Here is a 25746-nt window from a genome sequence, read left to right as displayed (position 1 = left end):
GTGGGTACATAACCGCTTATTCATCTGTCAAGGTTCAACATTAAACACTTGTGGCAATATTACTCAGGGTGCTTTTCTGGGCATCTTATATATTACAAGTTATGTTAACCAATAAATCAGATGGGGCAGCCACAAAAACCTATAGCCGCCGAACAGCAGATCCTCTCTTTGGGGCGCGTCCTCCAGAGCCTCAGAGAAGAAGATGATGTTGACGTTCTGATTGAAACTACTATTTCTTATCTCAAGGAAGAGTTTGACTACAAACTGATTTGGATTGCTCTTTACGATCGCCTGAATCACATATTATTCGGTAAAGGAGGCATCACACCCGATCGCGACATGAGCTTTTTACGCCAAAGGGTTGTTCTCAGTCCTGGAGATTTATTAGAGCAAGTAGTAATTGAACAGCATCCTTTAGGCGTAGCTGATTTGCAAACTGAAATCCGTGCCGCTGAATGGCGAAAAATTGCCGAAAAATTCCACATCCAAGGAACGATTATTTTACCAATTCGCTATAAAGACCGTTGCTTGGGCTTGGTATTACTAGGTTCAGAACGCTGGGGCTACCTACTGACAGGAGAAACAAAAGCACGTTTGATGATGGTTTCAGGTGAACTGGGGGCAGTGCTTTATCAAAATGAGATGCATAAGCAGCAAAAGCAAACCAGGCGAACCGACGAGCCATTATTAGAATTGCTAGAAAATTTACGCACCCTCAGTAACCTGAATCAAAGACTTGAAGCAGCGGTGCAAGCAACTCATAAATTTGTCTCTCCCAACCGGACAAATGTTTACTGGTTTGAGCGGGAAGGGCGCTACTTTTGGTGTCGAATGAGCAATCAACTGGTCAAAATGGATCGCAATTCTAGCAGTCAGCAAGCAGCGGGAATGACTGTACAGGACTTGAGCGATTTTTATTATGCTTTGGCAGTTAACCAAATAGTCTCGATTGGTGATGCTCGCAGTTCTTTAAAAAGCCATTTTACAGCTAAATTGCTGCAACGCTTGAAGGTGCGATCGCTCCTAGCAGCTCCGATTATCTGGCAAAAGAACTTAGTCGGTTTTCTGGCGGTGGAAAGCAATGAACCTCGCATCTGGACAGACACAGACAAAAATTTCGTCCAGGGTGTTGCTGGTTTAATCTCCCTAGTTACACCTACCGAAAGCATGGAAAGCACTATCAAACAGATTCAAGAGGATGCTCAACTAACTAGCCAAGTTGCCCAAGGTATCTATAGCGAACATGACCTTCAGACAACTTTACATAGTTGTGCTAAAAAAGTTTTAGCTCGATTAGGTGCTACCCGCTTTTTACTGTTGCAGTACGACCCTGAGCAGAAGAATTATCAATTTACTTACCAAAGTCAGCCCCATAATCGCCGACCATTGACATTTACCCTTCATACTCTCAAAGAATTAGATGGGCAGCTTTTGCAAAGTTCAACTCAGGCGGTGGAAATTGAGAACTTAGATGAAGATTTGCGCTTTTTTAATTGGCGACCCTCGTTGTTAGAGAATAATGTGCGATCGCTACTTGTTTGTAAATGCACTCATGAACATATACCAGCAGCACTTTTAGTCATCACTCACGAAACCCATCGTTCTTGGACAACTCTAGAAAAAGAATTGCTGTGGGCCGTCAGTCAACAGATTGGTGTAATTGTTCGTCAGTGGCAATTACATAATCGCACCACCCAGCAGCAAAAAACTTCCCAGGCATTTGAGCAATGCTTACGCATCCTGACACAATCCCAGAACAGGATTGAGGTCGAAAAAAAGCATTTAGAACGTACAGCACTCGAACAAATAGCATCAATTTTGGCCTGTCCCCTAGCGCTAATGCTATCCTGGGCACCTAGTGAAAGTTGGGCAGAAATTATCCCTGGAGTGATTGACAATAGCCAATTTGGGATTTTTTCTGATGTATCTATTTCTATCCAGGCTGAAGCCTTAATTCAGTGGGCACTTGCTACAGAGACTTACCTGACTTTGAAGGTGGATAATTTACCTTCAGAAACCCGGAAATGGTTGAATGTTCCAGACAAAAGTCAAATTTTGGTAATGGCATTACGTACAACTGCTGATTATGAAACCACTGGTGTAGTGTTGCTTGTAGACTATCAACAGCGTCGCTGGTCAGAACAAAACCTGAGTGCAACAGCAACTCTGATTTCTCAATTAGCCTGGTGGCGTCGTGAAAAGCAAATTACCCGACTTTTAGAATCCACAACCGAAGAATTACGACAACTTAACTGGTACAAACATCGTCGTCTAGAGGAAATTCAAAGAATAACGGCCCATTCTCTTAAACAAATACACGATTTGGGCATTCCTGCTAATGAACTGACTCAGATGCGCTACCAGCTATTGCTGCGGCAGTTAGACCATACAGCCACCTCCATGAGTGGAATGCTAAAACTTGAGAACTGGCAGCTACATATTAGTTGGGAAACTATGCCCATAGCCAGTTTACTGAAGCGATCGCTCGAACGGATCGAAAATTTACTTAAACAACAAAAGCTGTGGATTGGTGTACATGGTTTGGGACAACCAATTGACGAGCAGGAATCACCCAAGAATTCCTCATTAGTTAGAGGCGTTCCTACCTCCAGCGCTCAATCTGCAATGGCGATCGCTGGTGATATTGTCAAAATTGAATTAGTTATCCATGAATTATTGATTACTGCCTGTAACCGTTCTCAAACAGGTAGCAGAATAGATATTTGGTGCCGCCGTTTAGATGCGTCAAAACCCTCAGATACAAAATATTCTTCTACAAGTGGAGGGGCTGAACATCAGACATCGCTAGAATTATCGATCACATATAACGGTGCGATCGAACCACAGCTACTCAAGGAACTACATGATAATATACCGAAACATCTGCTTGCTCCTTCCAACCTCGACCAACCACCAGCTTTACATCTGGCGATCTGCCAAAACCTCATGCAAGAACTAGGAGGAGAGTTGAATTTCTATCAGTTACCAGATAATCGGGTAGTCAGTCGCTTGTTGTTGCCGTTAGCTATTCATGATTCTTAGTGCACAAGCATTAACAATTTATCTTTGTAACTGTCAAGGCTAATTAAACGGAAATATAAAATTATCTTGACAATTATCTCAACTATTTTGGATATATTTACTGATTCCACAAAGAGCTAAAATTGTAGCTTTTGATAATTTTAATATTTACAGAAAAACGTGACATTTTTTATAATAGTAGTTAATATGTAACTTGATAAAAAGCTGATCCATACCATTTATTTTTAATTTAAAAAATAAATATTCAGCCAAAATTAATCGAAATTTTCTATAAAGTCCATCCGCAAATATTATAAAGGAAGTAATTAGCAATTTTCTTTAGTGCTTTTCCAATACTTAAATATTGGTTTAATTTCGCCATCTTATCTAAAAATATTTATAAATAATTAAATTAATATCTATTTTTTAAAAAATATATCATTTTTACATATTTAATCAAATATTTATATCGAAATTAGGGATAAAACTAGTATAAAAAGCCTACTTTTATTAGGTAATAAAATGAAATCAGTGCATAAAATTATAACTGTAATTTTACGGAATCTAAGTTTACTGCAAAGAGGAATATCTGGATACTATGACAAGATATTTAAAAGCATCAAGAGGATTAAATCTCAACTCTTAAGCTACCGCTTTGAGGAAGACCAATATAAAATTTATATGCCTGGAGGAATCTATCAATGAGTTTTAGATACTTCAAGCATTGGTTGAGATTTAGTTCAATCAGAAGCATTATTTTTTTGGCTCTAATATCAATTACTAACTTTTGTAGTGCATCTGCTCAGACTACTCCTAAAGGGGGAATTGACTGGATTTTAGTAGTAGATACTTCTGCTTCCATGCGTGGTGTAGGTGGAACAAAAAACATTTTTGAACCAGTCAAAAATTCTATTACTGAATTTGTTAACACGGCCAGATTAGGCGATACTGTTACTATTTATAGTTTCGCTCAAGATGTCACCCTAAACGCCAATGATATCACCATTAACAGTAATCCAGACAGAGGTAAACTCAAGCAAATAATTAGCTCACTTCAAGCTGAGGGTGTGCGTACTCATACAGGTAAGGCTGTGCAAAAGGCTTTGCAACATTCTGCCCTGTTAAATAAACGTGCTGATGCTCTTGGTCGTACTGTTAGTATCGTATTTCTAACAGACGGATTAGAAGATGTACGTGGTATTCCTAATCCTGTTTCTATTCCTGGCAATACCCAATTTCTACGTGAGCAACAATGCAAACCCTATATATTTTTTGTGTCTTTAGGATTAAAAGAACACGAAAAGCAACTGAATGACTTTGCTAGCAATCCAGCACTTTGCGGTAAGGGGCAGGTATTGCGAGATCCTGGAGGAGTTCAACTCAACCAACTAGCTCAAAATATCCGACCAGCGCTTATTAAACCCAAACTTGATGTTAATTTATCCACTGCCAATTTGCCGCCAGTATTACCGGGAGCAACTACTGAAGCGCTGAATATTAATAGCATCAGTAATATCAATACTAAGGTAAGTTTGCAACTGGAAGACCCCAATCAAAGTGGTATTCGTTTAATTCCACGCGATCGCACCATCGACTTAGCTGCTAATCAAGCAACAGTCATTCCCGTGCGTTTACAGATACCACCAGAGGCAAAAGGGGGCGCAAATAACTTGCGCTTGGTGTTGATCAGCGCAGATCAGGCTATCCCACCAATTAAAATTGACCTACCTGTAACCATTCAGTCAAAACTACAAATACAACCGACAAAGATAGATTTTGGCTCAATAGAAGCAGGGAAAACCACTGAAACCCAAACTTTGGTAATTCGCAGTAATATATCTGGAACCGCTAGCTTACAACTGCAAGGCAATTTCAAAGACGTTTCTATGGCAGAACCTTCAGCAGCCATATCCTTACAACCAGGAGAAACTAAAATTCCTGTGCAGTTGCAGGTTACTGATAACAGTTTTGCAAGCGATCGCACCTTCACCTTAATCCTAACCCCAGATAACTCAATTGCTAATCCTGTCAGTGCGGAAGTTCATCTGTATATTTTGATGCCCCTATGGCGGAAAATAGTTATTTGGTTGCTCTTAGTGCTGTTGGTGTTGTTAATTGCCCTAATAGTAGTTTGTTTGATTCAACGCAAAACCCCCTTGGAATTAGTCGAAGATTTCCGCAACCGCAACCGCTTAGAAGGAGCATTGGTTGTGCTGGAACCACTGCCACAATCATCGCAAGACGAAGAGATTAGTCTGACTCACCTACAGAAGGACAGAGTATGCCTGAGTGATTTAATACCAGCCATTGCTGCGACAAATTCTGATGCTGAGTTAGTCACAGTTTGGCGGGCAGGCAAAAAGAATATAGATTTGCAGTGTTTGAAAGGTGTAATTTTTGTCAATACTAAAAATATAAATACAGATGAACTCTTCGACGAGGACATCATCCAGATTGGCAACGTTAAGTTGCAATTTAACTGGATTGAACACCAAAGACCCTCTGAGCCAAGCAGTGGGCAGACAAACTTTTGAATAAATATCACAGGAAAGTGAATGTTAAGTCCCACGGTTGTGCGTCCCACGGTTGTTTTTCGTCCTACCGTTGTTATCGGGCTAGGAGGAACGGGTTATGAAGTTGTACTCAAACTTAAAAAGCGATTTATAGATGTTTACGGCTCAGTTCCAGAAGTTATTCGTTTTATTTCTATTGATACTACTGAAAATATCCAAGAACGAGAAAAATCACCTGATGGAACTAAGGTTTTCTTAGAACCTAATGAACTTTATGCAATTTCTGTCGCAAATCCACTACCGCTAACACGTAACGACCACATCGCAGAATGGTGGCCTAGGGACATTCCAGCAACCGCCCTGATCAGTGGTGCCGGACAGATTCGTGCACGGGGACGGCTCGCCTTATTTGCGAGAGTAGGCGATATTAAAGGTTTAATTGATCAAGCAATCAATGCTGTCCGCGAAATTCGCACTAGCAAACAAGCATTTTCAGATAACTTTCAAGTTTCCAGTCGGGATGGTGTCGAAGTTTTTATTGTTGGCAGTTTGGCTGGTGGAACGGGCAGTGGCACATTTTTAGATGTGGCATTTTTAACACGGCAACATCTCAATAATTTTTCTAATATTACGGGGGTATTTGTTTTACCCAGAGTGTTTGCCAATATTCCCCAAACTCACTTGGTGAAGTCTAATGCTTATGGCGCTCTTAAAGAAATCGAACACTTTTGGGGATTGTCACCATCTAATAGCATTGAGATTGATTATGGTGTCACAAAAATCAAAGCCGATCGCCCTCCCTTTGATGCAGTGTTTTTAATTGACGGAGTTAACAAAAATGGAACTGTAGTTGGTCGTCCAGACGATTTGCAAAATTTAGTTGCAGATGGTTTGTACATCCAGATTGGTTCTCAAATCGGTCTAGATGCTGCTAACGTTGCTGATAACATTCGCGCTTATCTGGGAAATGGTGAAAAAGTTCGAGGGCGCAATATAAATTACTGTAGTTTTGGCTTTGCTACCCTGACTCTGCCAGTACAGCAATACGAGCGGATGAAATTAGAAGATGCTCAAAGCTTACTGAAAAATGAGTTAATGGCATCTACCCCAGCAATTGATTTAGAAAGCGACATCGCCCGGTTTTTAGAAGATTGCAAGTTAGCAGAAGCGACTACTATCCTGAATGCGTTGACTGAAAGCGATCGCGGCGGACAAATGAAACCTGAATTTAGAATTGGTGAAATCCGTCACGATCGCACAGCTTTGTCAACCATCAAAGAACTCTATAAACGACAGTTAGATCAATTTGAACAACGGACGGCTCAAGAATTGGGATTGAGTTTTTATCGCTTAGAGCAGACTGCAACAGCTGCGATCGCAACTTTCTGGGAACGCAGTCTGAATCGTCCCAATGGACTAGCTTATGTTTTGGAATTTTTGAGTAGCCTTTCCCAAAAATTAGACGAATTACAGCAAAGCGTGCAGCGCAAGTCACAAGAGACGCAATCTAGTTTCAATGCTTTGAAATTAGAACCACAAGAAGAAAAAATTAAAGAAGCCGCAGAAACTTGGTTCCCAAATAAAAATACTATTCAAGCCGCTTGCCAAAGATACAAAGAACGGGCTGACCAAAAGTGGAAGACTTATTTACATTGGAAACGGTGTGATAAAGCGGCTGAACTCTATGGTGTACTGCGGGCTAAGGTAGAGCAAATCCAAGAAAAGTGTCAGCGTCTACATAGCAACTTAGATAAAGTTTATCGAGATTTAGAGCAGAGTTATCACGAAGCCAACCGTCAAGGAAGTAACGATAATCCTTTTATTCACACCATTCAGCGTATCAATCTCCAATCAAAACGCCCCAAAGTTACTGGCGAAGATTTTATCCGTTGGTATCGAGAACAGTCTCAAACTTTAACGAATTGGTCTGAGAAAAAAGCTGAAGATGTCAAGAACGAAATTATAAAATTTGTCGATGAAGCTTACTATCCGCTCACCAGTATGACTGTTGAGCAGGTTTTAGCAGATAGTAATCCCGAAGATGCAGGGCAAGATTTGCAACAACTTGGCAAGCTTGCAGTTCCTCTTTGGCAGTATGAAGAAACGGAAATTCCCGTTCAACAGCAGCACGTAATCACAGAATTTTATTACTACGGAGTAGAGAGCAACAACACAATTTTTAGCGATCCGCCTCTTTCTAGTCGTTTGCCTAAAGGAAATAATAATCCTTCTTTCGTACCAACAGGCGAACCCCATAAGGTGATGCTGTTTCGAGTAGAAATTGGTGTTCCCTTATTTGCATTCAACGGAATGAGGGATATGGAGTCAGCCTACCTAGATCCGAATAAAGTCTTTAAGCACCTACATCGTAATTGGACAAACTTAGCAAATTTAATTCCTCCAGAAGACGACGGTGGGGCGTTGCGTTGGTTTGCTTTAGCGCTGGCACCCGATCCATATAAATTGATTGTCAATCAGGGTAGGAAATATTTCGTTTCTACAGAACAAGCGAAAAGATTAGAGGGCGGAGTTTTGCCTTTGGGAAGCGATGCCTACGGCGGGCAAAGCCTACGCAAATCAGCATTTAAAACTTTCAAAAGTAACTTGCCTCTAGTCAAGGAAATTGCTGACAAAGTTGAGCGTATTACCCACGAAGACCAAGACAAAGCCAAATTTACTTTGCAAAACTACATCAATCACCTCAATCAGGTTTTAAAGGGAGGTAAGGTTGATCCCCAGATTCAAGAACAGGTAGAAATGGAAATCCAGGAAATTGAAGCCTACCTGGAAGATTTAGATGTGATTATTTAGCCCCATAGTTTGCACTCTGAGAGTGTTCCCATGCCAAAACCAACTATTTTACTTGCACTCGATCCTCACAGTGCCGCTTTTTGTGCAGCCATTAAACGGCAACTACAAGAATTTCCCGCCGCCGAAAGCTCTTTAATTCAAACTTATACTTTAACTTGGGATGGTCAAGCTTTTGGCTTTAGTGGCGAGTTAGATCAGTTTGCTGACACGAGTTTTGATCTGGCTCAAACTCATAGTAAACAAGCTTATGTCTCCAAAATTCGTACCCAGTTCAGCGAAGCGACAGGCGAACTGCAAACTGCACTGATTGAATTATTGAAAACGCCTAGTCAATCAAAAGAAGCGATCACAGCAAAACGCCAAGGAGTGGAAATCAGTAGCAGCCATCGAGTATATCTCATGCTATCAGCCAGCAATCAATTTGCTAGGGGATTAGTTTTTGACATAGTACGCTTGATTCGTTGGCTATTTTCTAACTACTTTGCAGATATTCCTTACAGTTTAGAAGCTTTATTCCTACTGCCAGGATTATTTACCCAAGCCACAACTGCTGATTACGGTGCTGCTTACGCCTTCCTGAAAGAGTTAGATTACAAAATGGCCAGTGGAGTTGTGATTAAAGGTGCTCAAAAAGTACCACCTTTTGATAACTGCTGGCTAATGGATGAGCGAATTGGCGGACTGAGGGATAATTTACCTAGCTATGCTGATGCTTTGGCAGGTTTTCTCACCGTGGAACCGGAAACCAACGGCTTATTGATTGGCGTACAAAAAGTACGGGGGAAAATACCCGCTTATAGTTCATTTGGTTATGGAGAATTGTTTTTCGCTGGAGAAATAACTATTAATCGTTTGAGTGCTGCCTTAGCTGCCGATATTATCATGGAGCAGTTTTTACCCAAGGCAGAATTCACTCCCGAAGCAAGCCGTAAATGCCTGTTAGATGCCAAAGAATTTGTCCTCAGCGAAGATTTCAGTAATGCTTTTTTGCAGTTAGAACGAGATAACGGCAAACCAGTTTGGCAAGATTTTAATCCGCGTATTGACATCCATGCTGGCATGGCGCGGGAATATGGGATGGAATTGCAACGTGCTTATCGGCAATTTGAAAATAAAGAGCTACTTTCCTATAAGCGCACGCTCGAAAAGTGTTGCAAACAATTACAAGGAAACCTAACCGGCTTCTTAGATCGCAGCATAAATCGCTATGTCGATGCTACACCTAGAGGCTTACATGAAGGAGTTAGGCTATTAAACATATTGACCTTTTTGTATTTGGAACTGCAAACGGATGCCATTGGCGATCAATCCCAGAATCTGGTTACAGAACTGCGAACGGCTGAAGCATTTCTCGACTCAAGATTGCAGGTAACAATTGATCGAGAAGCCACTCAAAAGCTGCTCAACCAAGTTCTATCCTTAAAATTGCGGCAGCAACAATTACAAGATGGTTTAGCTGAAAGAAAGTCTGAAGAACAACTGCAAGAGCTACAAACAACTCAGAAACAGCTAGAAACAGCAGTTGCTGACTATCGTCAAGCCTTAAATGCCGAAATCGAACAAGCTCGACAAATTCGCTCTATGGCGATCGCTCGCGCTCGTGAACAAGCCGAAGCTGCGATCGTTGTAGCTCAGAACCACTTAACGGCCATTGAAAATCAGCTCGAAAAAGCCACAGATAACTTAGATGAACTGCTAACAGAAGAAAACCGTTTTCGCTCACAGTATCTGATCGTTTATCCTATCTTGGTTACTGCTGCTTTATTAGCCTTGCTGGTTCTGACCGGAATTTTCAGTCAATCAACACTATGGCTATTATTGCAAAAGTTTTGGGCTAACTTAGTTACTTATCTCCTTTGGACTGCGGTAACAATTTTGACTTACTTAGGTATTGTTTGGCTCAAGTACAGCACTAATATTCGCGATCGCATTCAGAAGGTTCAGAAACAAATTAAACGCCTAGAAAGCACTATTAAAGCAACCGCCGTCGAATTGCGTCGCAGTTATAATGAACAATTAAAGTTAGAGTACGATTTATACGCCCAAAATCTCCGTGTCGAGGCGTTGAATTATTTGATTAAAACAGCTAAACAAAGAACTGAAACCTTACGTCAAACTCTGGCCGATTTCTCTGAGATATACAATAATTTAGTTGCTCAACGCGATCAAGCGACCACGAAGTTCTCCGAAATTCGGCTGACAGTTCTAACTGATGCGGATATTGATGCTTATTATCAAAGTTTCCTTTCCAGATTAACGACAGAGAAGTTTACTCAGGAACAGGTTAGCCGTTCTCAGTCGTGGAAAATTTCTGCTGAAGAATTTCAGAACCAACTTATGCCCTTTGTTCGCCAGCAGTTCGAGCAATTGGGTAACTTGTCTCTTGGCGAAGTATTAAAGCAATCAGATTTAATTGCCGCCAATACAGCTACTCTGCGTTTGAATCAACTTTATGATAGCGCTAATTTGTTGCTGCGAATTCAAGATATTGACACTAACTTAAACCCAACTTCTCAACGGGAGATTACCCTCTGGGTGGGAGCAAAAGATAAAGAACAGATTTTTGCGTTTTACAGTCGCTTTAGTCGTAGTTTAACCGCTTTGGTAGCTGAAGATGAGCAACGATTGTGTATTTTGACCCGTTCGTTGGGCTTTCCGGCTTATTTTCTCAGTCAAATTGAGTATTATCGAGACTGCTACGAACGGACTCAAAGCGAACAAATCGAGCTAGACGAAAACATTCCCGATTTAATCCCAGAAGAAATTGGTTCTGGTAGGGAATTAAAACTAGCTTATGAGAAAGTGATCTTAGCGATCGCTCTTGGGCTACTATCCCAGCATTCTCAAGGTGATTATCAATTCAAGGGTGGGTCAATTGGTAAAGACCGAGAACAAATTGCCTTCGCTTTAGCAACTGAGTTTACCCTTCAGGAACTCTATGGAGACTTAGAAGAACGTATCGAAACATTTGAACGTGATTTTATCTACCATAAATTACAGGAATTCGGAACATCTGCCTTAGATTTAAATCCTTACGAACGTAAGCTTTTGGATGATCTACTCTCAGACTATAACCCTTTGAATTAGGCATTCAATCACCTTTTTTACTTCTCTGGAAATTTAATATAGACCTAACCCAACTCCTAAAGGGCTTCCAGTAAAAAAATATCCCATCCCTGCGGGACGCTCCGGGAACGTAGGGGCGCAAAACCTTGTGCCTCCAGTCAGATATTGAGTCATAGACTCAATGAATGCATTCCCAGTTTCGGACTGGGAACGAGAAAAGTCTTATCAAGCTAGGTTTTTAGGACTTGTGTGTACACCGTAGCTTTTTAAGAGTGCACCTTAACCAAACCGGATTGCTACAATTCTGACTTCGACAATTGGTACAGGCGATCGTTGCTTGATTTTACAATGACTTCCTTGCTCATCAAAGGATGCTTTGGCAACAACATCACTTATGTCAACTCCTCCCTACCTATAGGACTCCGATTTGATTTCTGAAAACATACTGAGACTGAAAAGCCTGTTTTATAAGGGTTTTATCTGAAATCTTGTTCAAAAATATGATATGAGTCCTATAAATCCTTACGTAAATACCAATAAAAAAACTCTCCGTTTCACTCAAACTTTACAAGAAACAAATCGATCACGGCTAGTATAAGTATGTAACCAATTATCTACTGCCCCGGATTTATGACTAAATCACTGATGCGGTTATTACTGAATTTTCGGTGCAGTAACGGTAAATAAACATTCGTTCTTAGAAGAGAAGATTTCTTCTGCATAAGACAAAAACGGCTTGAGAATTTCCCAAGTTGTCCATCATGCTTGCCTATATTTTACTCCTGCTCATTAGCAAGGAGTCAGTAAGCATGACAAATTTACAATCCTAGCATGATAAAAGTAAAAATGAGTAATTGTATGAAACAATACATCAAAGTTGTAAAGCGTTTTTTGACACTAGCTACTCCAGCGATCGCTACTTCGATATTGGCAACCTTACCGAGCCAAGCTGCTACCATTGCATATTCTGAGTCAAAATTCAACATCAACAACTTTAGTAGCAGCCCTTTAGATGTTAGGACTTTGACTGATAATGTGACCACAGCAATTAGCACAGGTGGTCAAGTAACTGCTGATGCTAAGGCTGAGGCTAAGTTTAATATCGATGCAAACAACTCTGCCTCTAATTTGTCCTTCAGCCAAGCTCAAGGTCAGGGTGATGGCTATACAGGGTCGGCGGAAAGCTTCGCTGCGATTATCGGTTATGATTTTATAGTAGACAAAGAGTTTTCTTTTGATTTCAGTGGCTTATTTAACCTTAAAACATCCATTGATGATGCACTGACTGAACGTGCAAATGCTCGTGGAGAGTTCTTATATGAGTTATACGACAGTGATAGTGGTAATCTTTTAGACTCTTTCAAGATTTCTGGAAATTTATCAACTATAGGTAACAATGATGCTTTTGTATTTGAACCGAGTAGTAACATAACTCTTGATTCAAGTCAGACTTCTATTGATAAATTTTTTGGCGGAACACAGGAATATGCTTTGACTAGCTTTAAAGGTAAATATTCTCGTACTTTCGATAAGTCAACTCGTTTATTATTAATAGAATCTAAAAGTAATCAGGTGAGCGTCTATACTGTCCCAGAACCCTCAACAATTCTAGGTTCGCTGTTTAGTTGCACTATGTTTGGTGCTGTCTCGATACGCAAGCGTAAAAGAACTTCTTCGGCTGCGTTGTTGGTTAATAAGGATTTAAGGTCTGTTTAGTATGTTTGCACTAAGAGAAGTTCAGGTCATGGATAGCAAAAGCAAAGTCACATTAATCCATCCTAAAAGCGAACTGGCTAAAAGAGACTGATAAGCCAGACCAAAACGGTAATAGTTATTCGGGGTTGCTATTATGCGCTGCTCTATACCAAAAGGTAGCAAACTTCTGTAAGGTCAGCAAAACCGTTAGGAAACTGAGACAGAGGATATATCGAACTGCGCTCTGTCCCTACTCTATTCTTTCTACTTTTGGCTAATGTTCGCTCTGCACGGTCTAGAAACCATAATATAGCGGTTCCCATTCAGATGCGGTACACAACTTTATATCACAAGGTGTAGGGGCATGGCTTGCCATGCCACTACGGGTGTAACTCACATAAACGAGAACCGCTATAAAAAGCGTCTTCCCTGAAAAAATAAAAAATTAAGGGGAAATGGCATTTATGGAAACTTTAAGTCATTAGGTATGCAAATAGTTTTGTGATTTTGCACCCTGACATACAAGCATAAAATAAATGCAAATAAATAGCTATAAAAATGAATGGTTTTAAACCCGAAGTACCCCTTTTACAGTTGTCATAAAACCAAGAGATAGAAGACCATGCTTGTTCTCCACTGGTAAGTCTTGCCATTGAGTTAAGTTCATTAGCAAAAGGAAAGTTAGCTGCAAATACAGCACAATCAATTCAATAATTTATGCAAATTTTTTTTAGCTGTATTTTTAACATTCATCTATAGCCAAATACAGCTATTTTGAATGAATTCTTACAGTCAGAATTGCATTATCTACTGCTGTTATCTGGGCTGACTTTTCATAAGCTTTGAACTCAAAAACAAGCATAGTCATTGAGCAACGCCGAAGTGTCGCTTTTACCTACTGTCTTATACTGCTATATGTAGTATAAGACAGAGGTATAGAAATATTCCTAACAAGCTTTTATAGGCTATGTCCATAAAAGCTTCCTAGAATTTGGTTATGCCAGCTTTAGGAAACTGCTGCCGATGTATTGGCAGATGCAATGGCCTTATCACCATCAGTAATAGCGCCAGCAATACCGCCAGCAATAGCACCTTCAATAGTACCTGTAATACTGGATTTGCCTACTTTATAACTGCTCTTGTTAGCAGTAGAATAACTACGTGCGTAAGCAAATGCAATTCCCCCTTGTACTTGACTAAGATCGGAAACTTCATCTTCACAAAAACTGAGATCGGAAATTCTTAATCGTTCCATAAAAAAGCTCTCTTTGAAAAACGAATGTATTGCTGAAAGTTATCAAAAACTTTCAGCAATTTTTCTATCTAAAATGCCCTGTAGTACACTGTAGTACTAAGGCATATTTAGCCGGCAGCAGAACTAGATTCACCGTAACTAGAAGATAGGCTGTATTTCTTGGAGACAGCAACAGTGCTAACGACAATGCTGGTGGTAGTGATGTTTTTACCAAAAGCGAATGCTTTTACCTTAGCATCTGCAAAAGCTATTCCACCTTGAACATTCTCATTTTCAAGAACGGTTTCTACATGAGAAAGATCGTTGATAATCATGATTTTACTTTCCTAAGAATTAGTAAGGTCAACTTGCAATTTTTCTATCTAAAATGCCCTGTAGTACACTGTAGTACTAAGGCATATTTAGCCGGCAGCAGAACTAGATTCACCGTAACTAGAAGATAGGCTGTATTTCTTGGAGACAGCAACAGTGCTAACGACAATGCTGGTGGTAGTGATGTTTTTACCAAAAGCGAATGCTTTTACCTTAGCATCTGCAAAAGCTATTCCACCTTGAACATTCTCATTTTCAAGAACGGTTTCTACATGAGAAAGATCGTTGATAATCATGATTTTACTTTCCTAAGAATTAGTAAGGTCAACTTGTTTGTTGTCGTGCCACTACAACTTGTTTTTTAGTGGCATACAAACAATAGCACTATTAGAATTCGATTAATAGTAGCTTTACGTAAATTTTATTTTAAAAACGAAAAAACATTCTACTATCAAGTTACTTACAGTATCTAGTATTTAGAAATTGTTTGAAAAGTGTTTTGCTATGTATTATCAAGCTACTTACGGCATTTACTATTTAGAGGTTTTTTGAAAAGTGTTTCGAGATGACTTTAGGCACTTTTAATCTCCCTAACCTCCAGGGCTATTTCATCCGAATCTATTAGGGATATTGTCAACAACATAGGCAATAAATTTGGGGAAGTTAGTAATCGAAAAATTACTATCTCAAAGAGTCAATTCCAGTGCGTTGGCGAAACCTTGCTGGAGGCATCACCATTTTCTTGTGCAATCAGATTTTTTATTCACCTGATTTTTTTGCTTAAAACCTTTGTAAATCAGCACCTTTTAGGCAATGAAACTGCCTTGTCCTAACCTGTCAGGAGTGTTTCATGTCCTTCATTGGTATCAGTCAACTTAAGTTACAGCAGATTGCAACTTTGTGAGGTACAGATAATCGTAGGTGCGGAAGGACTTGCATTGGTGTCAACTTAAGCTGAAATTCCTTTAAAATCTAGTTTCCAGCCTCTTGCTGGAAATGCTGCCTCCCATTAGGCATTCCCAGTCTCCGACAGGGAGCGAGATAATCTGCTAAAAGCTTTTTCTAGACTGGCTTTAACCTTCAGTTGACACCAATGCAAGTCCTTGCACACCTACAAATCTAGAAATAATTTGGGATAATTTATTTTTTGCAAGTCCCTAAAAGAGAAGGATAGTAAGATTCAAAGCCTCTCTTCTTTTAGAAGAGATGTTGCAAATAGGTCTAAGGATAGATTGACAATATATTTATTCGTCGAATTTATCCTGCCTTCTTAGCAAACTGGTTATAATTATCTTCCATCTCCCTCAGAAATGAAATTCTCATCTACACAGTACTTATATGGGACGGGTTCGTTCTAAATCTGACCTCCCGACAAAAATCTGTCCGGTATGTCAACGTCCTTTCACATGGCGTAAAAAGTGGCAAGATTGTTGGGACGATGTGAAATATTGCTCAGAACGTTGTCGTCGTCGCCGTTCTGAAGCTCAAAATGAAACCAACCGCAATACAGACGCAAATAGCGCAAGAGATTAATGGAGTTACAGGTGCAACCTAAATTAATTATTCATGGAGGGGCTGGTAGTTCTCTCCACGGTAAAGGCGGATTAGAGGCGGTGCGCCGATCGCTCCATACAGTAATAGAAGAAGTTTATTCTCTGCTATTGTCAGGAGCAACTGCCTCTGAGGCGGTGGTGCAGGGTTGCCAAATGCTCGAAGACAACCCCCGCTTTAATGCTGGTACTGGTTCAGTATTGCAATCTGATGGACAAATTCGTATGAGTGCTTCCCTGATGGATGGTGCATCAGGGCGGTTTAGTGGTGTGATTAATATCTCGCGGGTGAAAAATCCTATTGATTTAGCGCAATTTTTACAAAGCTCGCCAGACCGAGTGCTATCAGATTTCGGTTCAGCTGAGTTGGCGCGGGAAATGCAAATTCCCAGCTATAACGCTTTAACTGATTTGCGATTACAAGAGTGGATACAAGAGCGCCAGGATAATTTTAAAAGCACAATGGCTGGCGTGGTAGCAGAACCCGAACTGCTAGAAACCAGCAATGCCGGACGCGGTACCATCGGTGTAGTAGCTTTAGATGCATCTGGTAAGCTAGCTGCTGGCACTTCTACTGGTGGTAAGGGATTTGAGCGGATTGGCAGGGTAAGTGATTCGGCGATGCCAGCAGGTAATTATGCTACTAGTAATGCTGGTGTTAGCTGTACTGGCATTGGCGAAGATATCATTGATGAGTGTTTAGCCGCACGGATTGTAGTGCGTGTCACTGATGGGATGTCACTGAAGGAGGCCATGCAGCGATCCTTTGGGGAAGCCCACGAGAACAAACGCGATTTGGGAGCGATCGCCTTAGATGCTAGTGGAGCGATCGCTTGGGGAAAAACTAGTGAAATCTTACTCGCCGCCTACCACGACGGCGAAAAAATTGGTGATACTTTGGAATGGAATGATAGTGAATTGATTGGCTATTGTTGAATCAGTTTCAGTGCTTCGGCTAAAGTTTCTTGCTGGTCAACATTGCAGCTAATTCTTCGGCTTCATAACGCCCTTCAAAAGCTTCTAGCGCCGCTCTTTTGAGTGCCACTTGATATCCTTGTTGCAGAATATCGATTAATTCTGCTTGATTCAAGTAAAAACCACCGGATTTGCGGCGCTTGTTTATTTTGTTGATTTCACGTACTGTATTTTCTATCGAAACATCGCAAGAGCGAGTAGAACGTTTTTCGGCCTTTTGTTTAATTAAATGGATGAGCAGAATTACACTATAACTATCAATTTTATTGATTTTGTCACCGAGGCTCATTTCTTCTAACTCATCCACCAACAGCAGCGCCTCATGGATTTTGCCTTGTTCTAGAAATTGCCTAAGTTCTAGCAGTTCTTCCATGTTATATGTTGAGATTTTGGCTTTACTACTAATCTAGCTAGATTAGACAACTCACAAAAATCCTGGTTTATGCTCTCAAACCACAAATCAACCGCGATTAACACCGATGAATTATTTATGTTGATCTGTGGTTTTATTGTCAACACTTTTCCTACGCCAAGCTGGTTTCACCACCTGACGACTACGAGCAATCACTAGAGAATTATCAGGAACATCTTCTGTCACAGTAGAACCAGCTGCGATATAGACATCATCTCCCAAGGTGAGTGGAGCTACTAAAACGCTATTGGCACCAGTTTTTGTTCGATCGCCTATTTTGGTGGGATGTTTCTTCACGCCGTCATAGTTGGCAGTAATTGTACCAGCACCAATATTCACCTGATTGCCGACAACAGTATCGCCTATATATGACAAATGTGCTGCATTGGTGCGATCGCCTAATTGCGTATTTTTCAATTCCACAAAATTCCCCACACGGCAACCAGCACCCACCTGTACCTGACCGCGCAAATGAGTATAAGGGCCAATTTGGCTTCCGGCCTGTACGGTACTATTTATGACTACTGAATATTGCACTGTGACATTTTCACTTAACTGACTATTTTCAATTAGACTCCCCGGCCCAATGTGACTTCCTGTTTGGATCGCCGTATTTCCCCGCAGGTGAGTTTGGGGTTCAATAATTACATCCGGCTGCAATTCCACTGTTTCATCAATGGTGATGCTTGTGGGGTCGATGAGAGTGACACCCGCCAGCATCCATTTTTCCTTGACTCGTTTTTGCAAAATTTCGGATGCTGTTGCTAGTTGCAGGCGATCGTTGATGCCGAGAATTTCTTGGTAATCTTCCACATCCACTGCCATTACTTGTCCCACTTGAGTCACGGCATCGGTAAGATAGTATTCTTTTTGGGCATTGTTTGCCTGGAGGTGGGGAAGCACCTTTGCCAAATCTGGCCAGCGAAAGCAGTAAACTCCAGCGTTAATCCGCTGATTTTGTGTTTGAGCAGCCGTACAATCCTTATGTTCGACCATTTGCTGCACAATATTTTCATCGTTACAAAAAACGCGCCCATAGCCTGTGGGGTCAGGTAGGTGCGAGGTAAGAATAGTGGCAGAGTTTTGATTTCGGATGTGAGTTTGTAACATCTGCTTAAGAGTTTCGCTGCGTATTAACGGTAAATCGCCGTTAAGTACCAGCAAATCTCCAGTGTAATTTTCCAAGTGAGGAAGTAATTGCTGGATAGCATGACCTGTCCCCAATTGCACAGTCTGTTCGACAAACTCCAAACTGGGAATTGAATGCATGGCGGCTTGGACTTCCTCGGATTGATATCCCACAATCACGATTCGCCGTGAGGGCGAAAGTGGTTCTACACTTTCGAGAACTCTCTCTACTAGCGATCGCCCACCCAAAGAATGTAAAACCTTGGGTAAGCGTGATTTCATCCGTGTGCCGCGTCCTGCCGCTAGAATTGCTACAACTACCATAATTAGCTATCAGCTATCAGTGAAATTGTGATTAATGCTGTTGGTACTTTAAAATCTCGGCTCAAATCATACCAGCTAATTATAGAAGACTGAAAATATCAAAGGAGTCAGAATTCAGAAGTCGGTATAATTTCACTCCTTAAAAGCAGAGATTATCATCATACCAATTAGCGTTGATTACAGCAGCTACAAATCATTACTCCCTATTCCCCACTCTTCCCTTTTTCCTGACAAGAGCAAATAAACTCTGCAAACTGCTGCATTAGTTTGGGATTACGCCAACCGGAATCAGCTTCTTCTTGCATCATTAAAAGTGCTTCTGCTGAAGTAAAAGCTCTTTTGTAAGGTCGTTCGCTGGTTAGGGCATCGTAAATATCAATTAACTGAAATACTTGCGCTAGGTAGGGAATATCATCCCCCTTGAGTCGATCGGGGTAGCCTGAGCCATCCCAACGTTCGTGGTGATGACGAATAATCGGAATTACACCGCGCATACTCCGTAGTGGTTGGCAGATTTTTTCTCCAATCAAAACGTGCTGCTGCATAATTTGCCAATCTTCGGGGGTGAGTTTGCCTTTTTTTAGCAGCACAGCATCGGGAATACCCACCTTACCGATATCGTGGAGATAACCACCCCACATCAAATCTCGAATTTGATAGCGTGAGAGGTTGAGGTATTCACCAAAAACTTGTCCTAGTTTTACTAGACGTTCGCAATGGTTGCCTGTATTGGGATCGCGGCTTTCAATGGACATGGCAATAGAAAACAGTACTTGTTCAGCATGGTCTAAATCTTCGTTCAGACGCTTCTGCCGCACCAAGGACTTGACACGCGCCGCTAGTTCCACCCGATCGAAGGGTTTGGTGAGAAAATCATCTGCCCCAACTTCAATTCCCCGAATGCGCGATCGCCTGTCATTTAACGCTGTAATAAAAATTACTGGGATTAACCTAGTCTGCTCATCATGTTTAAGCAATTGGCACACTTCAAATCCATCCATTCCTGGCATCATTACATCCAGCAAAATCAAATCTGGTTGTTTTTGAGTTACCAATCCAACAACAATAGAACCACTGTCCGCCTCAATCACTTCGTATCCTTCCATCCCCAAGAGCGCAACAGCAGTCATCCGACTGGCGGCATGATCGTCAACTACTAAAACCTTCGGCGGATCTAAATCAAACCCATTCACTTTAGAACCTTTGGCTTGTAGTGTTCTAGAGACCAATGAATCATCACCACAATTAACATCAGATTTTATCCAAGAAGACATTGCTTGTTTATCTTCAAGCATAAGGTCTCCTTGAGATAAGCCTAAAGAATAACCCTCCGCATTTTGCGATTCTACGGCATGATTTGAACCGATACTCTTCACTGTGCTAATGGGGTTTGACCCATTAACAATTTTTTCTGTAAAGTCTGTATGGTTGGATTTCCATTGAATCACAAAGGCACTCCAAGTTTTTGCACAAGTTAGTTAACAGTGTCAGATTTTAAAAACAAATTTAAGATTCGACGGTATCTGAGTCAGAGTTTCGATATGGATTATGCATGATGTCAAGCTGCCATCAGAATTTTTCGCAGTATGTATCTTTTCTAGTACGAACAAGGTGTATCTTGTTGTCAAATTTTTTGCTTCTAATTCCAGTATGATAAATTCTCACAAATGTTAAATCAGGTTTTTTACGGAGATTTTTTCGGCTTGTGGCGTCAGAAAGCGTTATAATTGACTGCTTTATATCGAGATATCGGATTTTGAGTTTCAAGTCTTTATAATAATCATTAGATATAAATGTTTTTACTCACTTATAGCAATACTCCAGTACTGTTAAATAGTATGTAATATTGAATACTAACATATAGATAAGCTATTTGGCTCGTAAAAACTCGTTGAATTAGGCTTGCAGTCTATAGGCGTAGCATATTGTATGATATTGCAATCAAACTACAAGCTAGTTCCCATCAAATCCCTGCCTTGTGTTCCCAATAGCCACCTTTTTCGCCAATGGGAGGCAGGTTCCAGGCAAGAGCTTTGTTGCTCTTGTTGTCGCCGCTTGACTATGACTTCAGTTGGATCGCTCAATTGAGGATCGCGATAGGGAATAGCAGCACGAGTTAGCAAGTGTTCTTTTTCAACTTCTGAAAGGGTAGTGAGTGGCAAGTGGTCTTTAGACTCAGTATTTTTAGAATGTGTTGCCACGGTACCAGGCGATCGCCTTCCTACGGGTGGGGTAGAACCTATCACCAAGCCAGCAGACAAAAGCGCTGTACGTACAGCAGCAGCAGAAGAATAGGTGGCTAATAAACCATCTGGATGTAAGCACAATGACAAGTGTTTAATAAATTCAACAGTCCATAATTGAGGACACTGTGGTGGTGAAAAGGGATCGAGGAAAATTGCATCTGCCCAGAAACCTGACTGACGTACTAGTGTTATCGTAGTTCTAGCATCGCCAATTAGTAGCTTCGCTTTCAAGCAAGGTGTTTGTACTTGATGCTCAAAAGCTAGCTTTTTCAAAATTTCAATATAGTTACAGTTCCAATTGTCGAATAACTGATGAGCGATCGCCGCTTGTGGAACTGCTGGATTCAGTTCTAAACCGATTACTTCAACACAACAACTAGGATTCACTGCCCAAATTGTTTGCAAAGCAGCAGCTGTGTTATATCCTAGACCATAACAAACATCCAATAGTCGCAAGATAGGTTTTTGCGCTGCTGTAGCCAGTTGAGTAGGTTCCACAAACTTGCAAAAACTTTCCTGCTGCGCTCCATAATGGCTGTGAAAGGATTCACCAAACTCTTGAGAGACAAAGGTGAAAGAACCATCTGCTGTTAACTTAGGTGTAAAATTCTCTAAGTCTGACATCTTACAAAAAAACTAAATAATGACTAATGCCTAATCCCCAATTTGTTGTTTCGCCAGCTTGGCTGTTTGAACATCTAGAAGATCCGCAAGTCGTTATTGTGGATTGTCGCTTTTCTTTAGCCGATCCACAACTAGGACAACAACAGTATCAAACAAGCCATATAGAGGGGTCATATTACTTAGATTTGAATCAGGATCTTTCCAGTCCAGTGGGTAAGCATGGCGGGAGACATCCTTTACCTAACCCTAATGATATAGCTAACAAATTGGCAGCGATTGGGGTAAATTACCAAAAAAGTTTAGTTGTAGCTTATGATGATTCGCGCTTTGCCTTTGCGGCTCGTCTATGGTGGCTGTTGTGCTATCTAGGACATGAGCAAGTAGCAGTACTGGATGGCGGCTTGACTGGATGGCAAAAAGCTGGATATTCTGTTACAGATGTTATTCCTCCCGCCCGGATGGGTACGTTTGTAGCTCAAGTACAAACACAAAAGGTGGTAGATATTACAGCGGTGAAAAGCCGGAAAGATAGCCACGAGGTAGTATTGGTAGATTCAAGAGAGAGCGATCGCTATCGAGGCGAACGAGAGCCAATCGATCGAATTGCTGGACATATTTCCGGTGCAGTCAACTATCCTTGGCAAGAAGTTACAGACTCTTCCGGCTACCTACTCCCTCCAGAAGAACAACGGCGTCGGTGGGAAAAGCTAAAAACAGCCGCAGAAATCTTGGTATATTGCGGTTCTGGCGTTACTGCTTGTGTGAATTTACTTTCTTTAGAATTAGCTGGTATTAGCAAGGGGAAACTTTATGCTGGTAGCTGGAGTGATTGGATTTCCTATTTATAGTCATTGGGCATTGGGCATTGGGCATTAGTCATTGATTTTTGACAAAGGACAAAGGATAAATGACAAATTTCAAAACCTACCTAATTGCAAACTGTAATTAATAGCGAAGAACCAGCCATCAAAATCAATGTTTTCGGCGGTTGAACTACCTAAACTTACTCCAGCCTGCATATTCATATTAATGTTGTCGGATATTCGGTAATTTAAGTGTCCGAATAGCCGGTAAAATTCGTCTTCTCGATCGCGCTGTGTAAAGTCTGATAAATTCATTTGGTAGTCAATACCAACCTGGAGAGGCTTTTGCAAGTAGTAGTTCAGAGACACCCAAAAGGAATTGATTATCCGATTACGACTTTGGGGATCGGCAAAATTTACACTCAATTCGTAGAAGCTATCTAGGGTTAATCTTGAAGTTAAGGGATCTCGGCGTCCCAAAGACAGTTGCAGGGAATTTTCATTTAAAAAGCGATCGCCTGCTTTGAAGCTATCCAGGCGATCGCTGCTGTTGGCATAAAATAACTGTTGATTGCTCCAACTGATTTCTCCAAACATTCGTTGGGATAGCTGCTGGTAAATACTGAGATTGAATCTCACCTGGTTGTAATGATATTCTGACTGGTTTATATAACGAATCAGATTGCCATCAATTGAGCCATTTAAAAAAGTCTTAGATCCTAAAGGGAAATATGTAGAGGCTAGTGTCAGTCCAGAAATAATTAAACCATCTTCTATGGGACTATCATTTGAGGAAAATATATTACTCGTTTGGAAGTAGCCGACACGTCCTTGTAGATAGCCGATAGGTTTAAACTGAGGTACAGGTTGTTCTGTCGGTGGTGGTAGCCGTTGTTCTAGAGGTCGTAACCGCACCCGCAACCCCAATTCGCGATCGCTATCAGATTCAAACGGTTGTTTTGGCGATCGCAGCAGTTCTATCAACCTCTCTAGCCTTTGGGAATATTCTATCTCAGGTAAATTTAATAGTTGCTCTTTTGAGTCTGAAGGAGATATGGGCAAATTATTTGGCTGCGATTCTAGCTGTGGCGGGTCATTTTGCTTTTGAGTATCTATAGGTTCTTCGGTTTGATCTGGGATTTGAGTCGTTTCTGGTGTTTGCTGTGCCAGATTTAACCGCATCCGAGAATCTAAAGTATGTGACTCACTCGACAGCTTGCACAAAGAGTTAATTGCCTTTTGCTCCAACTTATGACATAACTGCTCATGAGTTACCTGTGTAGTTGCTAAATTATTAGGATGCCAAACATCTGTAATTGCAGATTCTGCCGCATCTACTCTAATGCAACACCAGCTTCCACCACTAGACGTTAACAAAATACAAAAAAACAAATTTTTCCAGTTCTTGAGTCGCATCTGGTTAGATCGCGTTGATTGCGTTTGGCAAATGTAGACCCACAAGCTGTATCGGAAGTTCCGACTACAAAGATACAGTTGATTGCATCTATTTTAGCTTTGTAGGTATATACTTAGACTACAAACTAAAATTGCTGCTTTTCGGATTTTTTCCCAGATTTTTTGTAAAACCGAGATGCTACCATGAAATTGCTGTTTAAATTTTAGTGAAATACAGCTAGTGGGTAATTTCACAACAAATCCTTAGTAAGTTATTGTTCCCCATAGTTAATGATCCTCTGGCTGAACTGATTATAAAGGATTATATGTAAGTTCTTCTGATTTAATTATTTATATCAAATACTAACTTTTAACTCTGCTACAGACTTTATTGCATACAATTTAAGTTTCAGAAGGAAAACTTAAATCAACTAAAGACATATAGTAATCCAATTTGATTCATGAACTTGCTTAAGTAGAGAAGGAACAGGTAGACACGAAAAAAGATAATAGATGTGTACTGAGTTTTTTCAAAAATAAAATATGAGTCATTGATTTCAATTGTTATCTATTTTAGAGATTAAATTTAAATTAAAATTTAAACCAATTTACCAGAAAAACTCTTACAACAATTAGCATTAGCTTAAACTTTAATTTTTATGATATTAGTTGAAGGTAAAAATTTCTCAAACTATGTTTTATAAATCGTTTCCATTATTGGTGATTGGTTTATGGGGAGTTATAGTACTGCCTCTGCCAAATCGGGTAAGTGCTACAACTCCTCTAACGCGAGCAGAGATTCAGAACCTCCGCAACATCGTACAACTGATACCCAAAGATAAATTGAAGAAACGTCCTGCACGCAAATTAGATGCAATGACTCCTGGGGACGGGCTGTCAACTGGTCGAGCTTCCCTAGCAGATTTGCGTTTTAATGATGGCTCTTTGGCACGAGTTGGAGAACAGGCGTTATTTCAATTTTTGCCGAAGACTCGTGACTTTAAACTGACAAACGGGACTGTGTTGTTGCTCATCCCACCAGGAAAGGGGCAAACACGTATACAAACACCAAATGCAGCAGCAGCAATTCGTGGTTCAGCATTATTTGTACGCTACGACCAACAAACAGACACCACGATTGTGGGTGCGCTGACAAATAGCGGCATTGAAGTTTTTAACAAGAAAGGTTCTCAAAGTCAGGTGTTGGAAGCAGGGCAAATGGTGATTATAATTAAAGGCGAATTTCAGAGGTTATATGATTTTGATCTAAGAAATTTTTATGAAACGAGCCAGATGGTTCGGGAACTTGATTTGAACAGGCAGAGTCCTGTGCCTACACCTGATCCTGCAATCACCAGTGTTCAAGCCGAAACTGCTGCGGCTTTGGAAGCACAGCCACCAATAAAAGGCGAGGGAGTATTTGAAATGAAGCTAACTCCTAGTCCTTCAAATAGCCCATCTGAGACAACATCGAACACCTCATCTGAGACAACATCGAATACCTCATCTGAGACAACACCTGTAACCCCAACAGAACCAACACCTGTAACTCCAACAAATCCAACACCCGTAACCCCAACAAATCCAACACCCGTAACCCCAACAAATCCAACACC

Annotated in this window: 16 protein-coding genes and 1 pseudogene; 9 read left to right on the top strand and 8 right to left on the bottom strand. The window is 40.8% G+C overall.

Annotated features, from left to right (window positions below):
• Nucleotides 1-120: 120 nt before the first annotated feature.
• From HWQ40_RS09210 to HWQ40_RS09190, 5 genes are all read left to right on the top strand, one after another.
• Nucleotides 121-3042 carry a GAF domain-containing protein gene (locus HWQ40_RS09210; RefSeq protein ID WP_292776860.1) on the top strand — a complete coding sequence of 974 codons (2922 nt, stop codon included), beginning with the start codon at nucleotides 121-123 and terminating at the stop codon, nucleotides 3040-3042.
• Between the two features lie 740 nt (nucleotides 3043-3782).
• Nucleotides 3783-5555 (top strand): VWA domain-containing protein, encoded by a 1773-nt coding sequence (locus tag HWQ40_RS09205; protein ID WP_292776859.1) that lies wholly within the window; start codon nucleotides 3783-3785, stop codon nucleotides 5553-5555.
• A 21-nt stretch (nucleotides 5556-5576) separates the two neighbouring features.
• The gene (locus HWQ40_RS09200; RefSeq protein WP_292776857.1) at nucleotides 5577-8345 is read left to right on the top strand and encodes a tubulin-like doman-containing protein; all 2769 of its coding nucleotides are present in this window, start codon (nucleotides 5577-5579) and stop codon (nucleotides 8343-8345) included.
• 30 nt (nucleotides 8346-8375) lie between these two features.
• Nucleotides 8376-11432 carry a hypothetical protein gene (locus HWQ40_RS09195; protein ID WP_292776855.1) on the top strand — a complete coding sequence of 1019 codons (3057 nt, stop codon included), beginning with the start codon at nucleotides 8376-8378 and terminating at the stop codon, nucleotides 11430-11432.
• An 837-nt stretch (nucleotides 11433-12269) separates the two neighbouring features.
• Complete coding sequence (locus HWQ40_RS09190) at nucleotides 12270-13127, top strand: PEP-CTERM sorting domain-containing protein (RefSeq protein WP_292776853.1); 858 nt, start codon at nucleotides 12270-12272, stop codon at nucleotides 13125-13127.
• Between the two features lie 985 nt (nucleotides 13128-14112).
• Here HWQ40_RS09190 and HWQ40_RS09185 read toward each other — a convergent pair.
• The 3 genes from HWQ40_RS09185 to HWQ40_RS09175 all read right to left on the bottom strand — a co-directional run bounded on the left by HWQ40_RS09185 (nucleotide 14113) and on the right by HWQ40_RS09175 (nucleotide 14969).
• Nucleotides 14113-14361, bottom strand: a complete 249-nt coding sequence (locus tag HWQ40_RS09185; RefSeq protein ID WP_292776851.1) for a hypothetical protein — start codon at nucleotides 14359-14361, stop codon at nucleotides 14113-14115.
• 107 nt (nucleotides 14362-14468) lie between these two features.
• Nucleotides 14469-14675, bottom strand: a complete 207-nt coding sequence (locus HWQ40_RS09180) for a hypothetical protein (RefSeq protein WP_292776849.1) — start codon at nucleotides 14673-14675, stop codon at nucleotides 14469-14471.
• Between the two features lie 87 nt (nucleotides 14676-14762).
• Nucleotides 14763-14969, bottom strand: a complete 207-nt coding sequence (locus HWQ40_RS09175) for a hypothetical protein (RefSeq protein ID WP_292776849.1) — start codon at nucleotides 14967-14969, stop codon at nucleotides 14763-14765.
• Between the two features lie 1042 nt (nucleotides 14970-16011).
• On the opposite strand from HWQ40_RS09175, the gene HWQ40_RS09170 reads away from it, so the two are divergent.
• Together HWQ40_RS09170 and HWQ40_RS09165 are read left to right on the top strand one after the other, a co-directional pair.
• Nucleotides 16012-16206: a DUF2256 domain-containing protein gene (locus HWQ40_RS09170; protein WP_094350216.1), complete on the top strand. Its 195-nt coding sequence runs from the start codon at nucleotides 16012-16014 to the stop codon at nucleotides 16204-16206.
• On the top strand, nucleotides 16206-17159 hold the full coding sequence (locus HWQ40_RS09165; RefSeq protein ID WP_292776847.1) for an isoaspartyl peptidase/L-asparaginase: 954 nt from the start codon (nucleotides 16206-16208) through the stop codon (nucleotides 17157-17159). The genes HWQ40_RS09170 and HWQ40_RS09165 overlap by 1 nt, the downstream gene beginning before the upstream one ends.
• Here HWQ40_RS09165 and HWQ40_RS09160 read toward each other — a convergent pair.
• From HWQ40_RS09160 to HWQ40_RS09145, 4 genes and pseudogenes are all read right to left on the bottom strand, one after another.
• A pseudogene (locus tag HWQ40_RS09160) lies at nucleotides 17150-17571 on the bottom strand (DUF29 family protein). The gene HWQ40_RS09165 and the pseudogene HWQ40_RS09160 sit on opposite strands and share 10 nt — an antisense overlap.
• A 111-nt stretch (nucleotides 17572-17682) precedes the next feature.
• Complete coding sequence (gene glmU, locus HWQ40_RS09155; RefSeq protein WP_292776843.1) at nucleotides 17683-19062, bottom strand: bifunctional UDP-N-acetylglucosamine diphosphorylase/glucosamine-1-phosphate N-acetyltransferase GlmU; 1380 nt, start codon at nucleotides 19060-19062, stop codon at nucleotides 17683-17685.
• A 203-nt stretch (nucleotides 19063-19265) separates the two neighbouring features.
• A complete protein-coding gene (locus HWQ40_RS09150) occupies nucleotides 19266-20510 on the bottom strand; it encodes a two-component system response regulator (RefSeq protein WP_292776841.1) in 1245 nt (414 codons plus the stop codon).
• Between the two features lie 498 nt (nucleotides 20511-21008).
• Nucleotides 21009-21932 (bottom strand): MnmC family methyltransferase, encoded by a 924-nt coding sequence (locus tag HWQ40_RS09145; RefSeq protein WP_292776839.1) that lies wholly within the window; start codon nucleotides 21930-21932, stop codon nucleotides 21009-21011.
• A gap of 26 nt (nucleotides 21933-21958) precedes the next feature.
• Here HWQ40_RS09145 and HWQ40_RS09140 point away from each other — a divergent pair, with 26 nt between their 5' ends.
• The gene (locus HWQ40_RS09140) at nucleotides 21959-22780 is read left to right on the top strand and encodes a sulfurtransferase (protein WP_292776836.1); all 822 of its coding nucleotides are present in this window, start codon (nucleotides 21959-21961) and stop codon (nucleotides 22778-22780) included.
• A gap of 69 nt (nucleotides 22781-22849) precedes the next feature.
• Here HWQ40_RS09140 and HWQ40_RS09135 read toward each other — a convergent pair whose 3' ends face one another.
• Nucleotides 22850-24151 (bottom strand): hypothetical protein, encoded by a 1302-nt coding sequence (locus tag HWQ40_RS09135; protein ID WP_292776834.1) that lies wholly within the window; start codon nucleotides 24149-24151, stop codon nucleotides 22850-22852.
• 672 nt (nucleotides 24152-24823) lie between these two features.
• Here HWQ40_RS09135 and HWQ40_RS09130 point away from each other — a divergent pair.
• Nucleotides 24824-25746: FecR family protein (locus HWQ40_RS09130; protein WP_292776832.1), on the top strand; the 923-nt coding region annotated here is incomplete at its 3' end.

It is taken from the genome of Nostoc sp. NMS9 (genome assembly GCF_017114995.1).
Lineage (GTDB): Bacteria > Cyanobacteriota > Cyanobacteriia > Cyanobacteriales > Nostocaceae > Nostoc.
Note: the sequence above shows the minus strand (reverse complement) of the source record. Positions and strands in the feature narration are given on the sequence as shown.

Excerpts from the sequence above, each read along its gene's own strand:
- HWQ40_RS09210 (WP_292776860.1), top strand. The coding sequence starts at position 121 with ATGGGGCAGCCACAAAAACCTATAGCCGCCGAACAGCAGATCCTCTCT.
- HWQ40_RS09200 (WP_292776857.1), top strand. The coding sequence starts at position 5,577 with ATGTTAAGTCCCACGGTTGTGCGTCCCACGGTTGTTTTTCGTCCTACC.
- HWQ40_RS09195 (WP_292776855.1), top strand. The coding sequence starts at position 8,376 with ATGCCAAAACCAACTATTTTACTTGCACTCGATCCTCACAGTGCCGCT.
- HWQ40_RS09190 (WP_292776853.1), top strand. The coding sequence starts at position 12,270 with ATGAAACAATACATCAAAGTTGTAAAGCGTTTTTTGACACTAGCTACT.
- HWQ40_RS09185 (WP_292776851.1), bottom strand. The coding sequence starts at position 14,361 with ATGGAACGATTAAGAATTTCCGATCTCAGTTTTTGTGAAGATGAAGTT.
- HWQ40_RS09180 (WP_292776849.1), bottom strand. The coding sequence starts at position 14,675 with ATGATTATCAACGATCTTTCTCATGTAGAAACCGTTCTTGAAAATGAG.
- HWQ40_RS09175 (WP_292776849.1), bottom strand. The coding sequence starts at position 14,969 with ATGATTATCAACGATCTTTCTCATGTAGAAACCGTTCTTGAAAATGAG.
- HWQ40_RS09170 (WP_094350216.1), top strand. The coding sequence starts at position 16,012 with ATGGGACGGGTTCGTTCTAAATCTGACCTCCCGACAAAAATCTGTCCG.
- HWQ40_RS09165 (WP_292776847.1), top strand. The coding sequence starts at position 16,206 with ATGGAGTTACAGGTGCAACCTAAATTAATTATTCATGGAGGGGCTGGT.
- glmU (WP_292776843.1), bottom strand. The coding sequence starts at position 19,062 with ATGGTAGTTGTAGCAATTCTAGCGGCAGGACGCGGCACACGGATGAAA.
- HWQ40_RS09145 (WP_292776839.1), bottom strand. The coding sequence starts at position 21,932 with ATGTCAGACTTAGAGAATTTTACACCTAAGTTAACAGCAGATGGTTCT.
- HWQ40_RS09140 (WP_292776836.1), top strand. The coding sequence starts at position 21,959 with ATGCCTAATCCCCAATTTGTTGTTTCGCCAGCTTGGCTGTTTGAACAT.
- HWQ40_RS09135 (WP_292776834.1), bottom strand. The coding sequence starts at position 24,151 with ATGCGACTCAAGAACTGGAAAAATTTGTTTTTTTGTATTTTGTTAACG.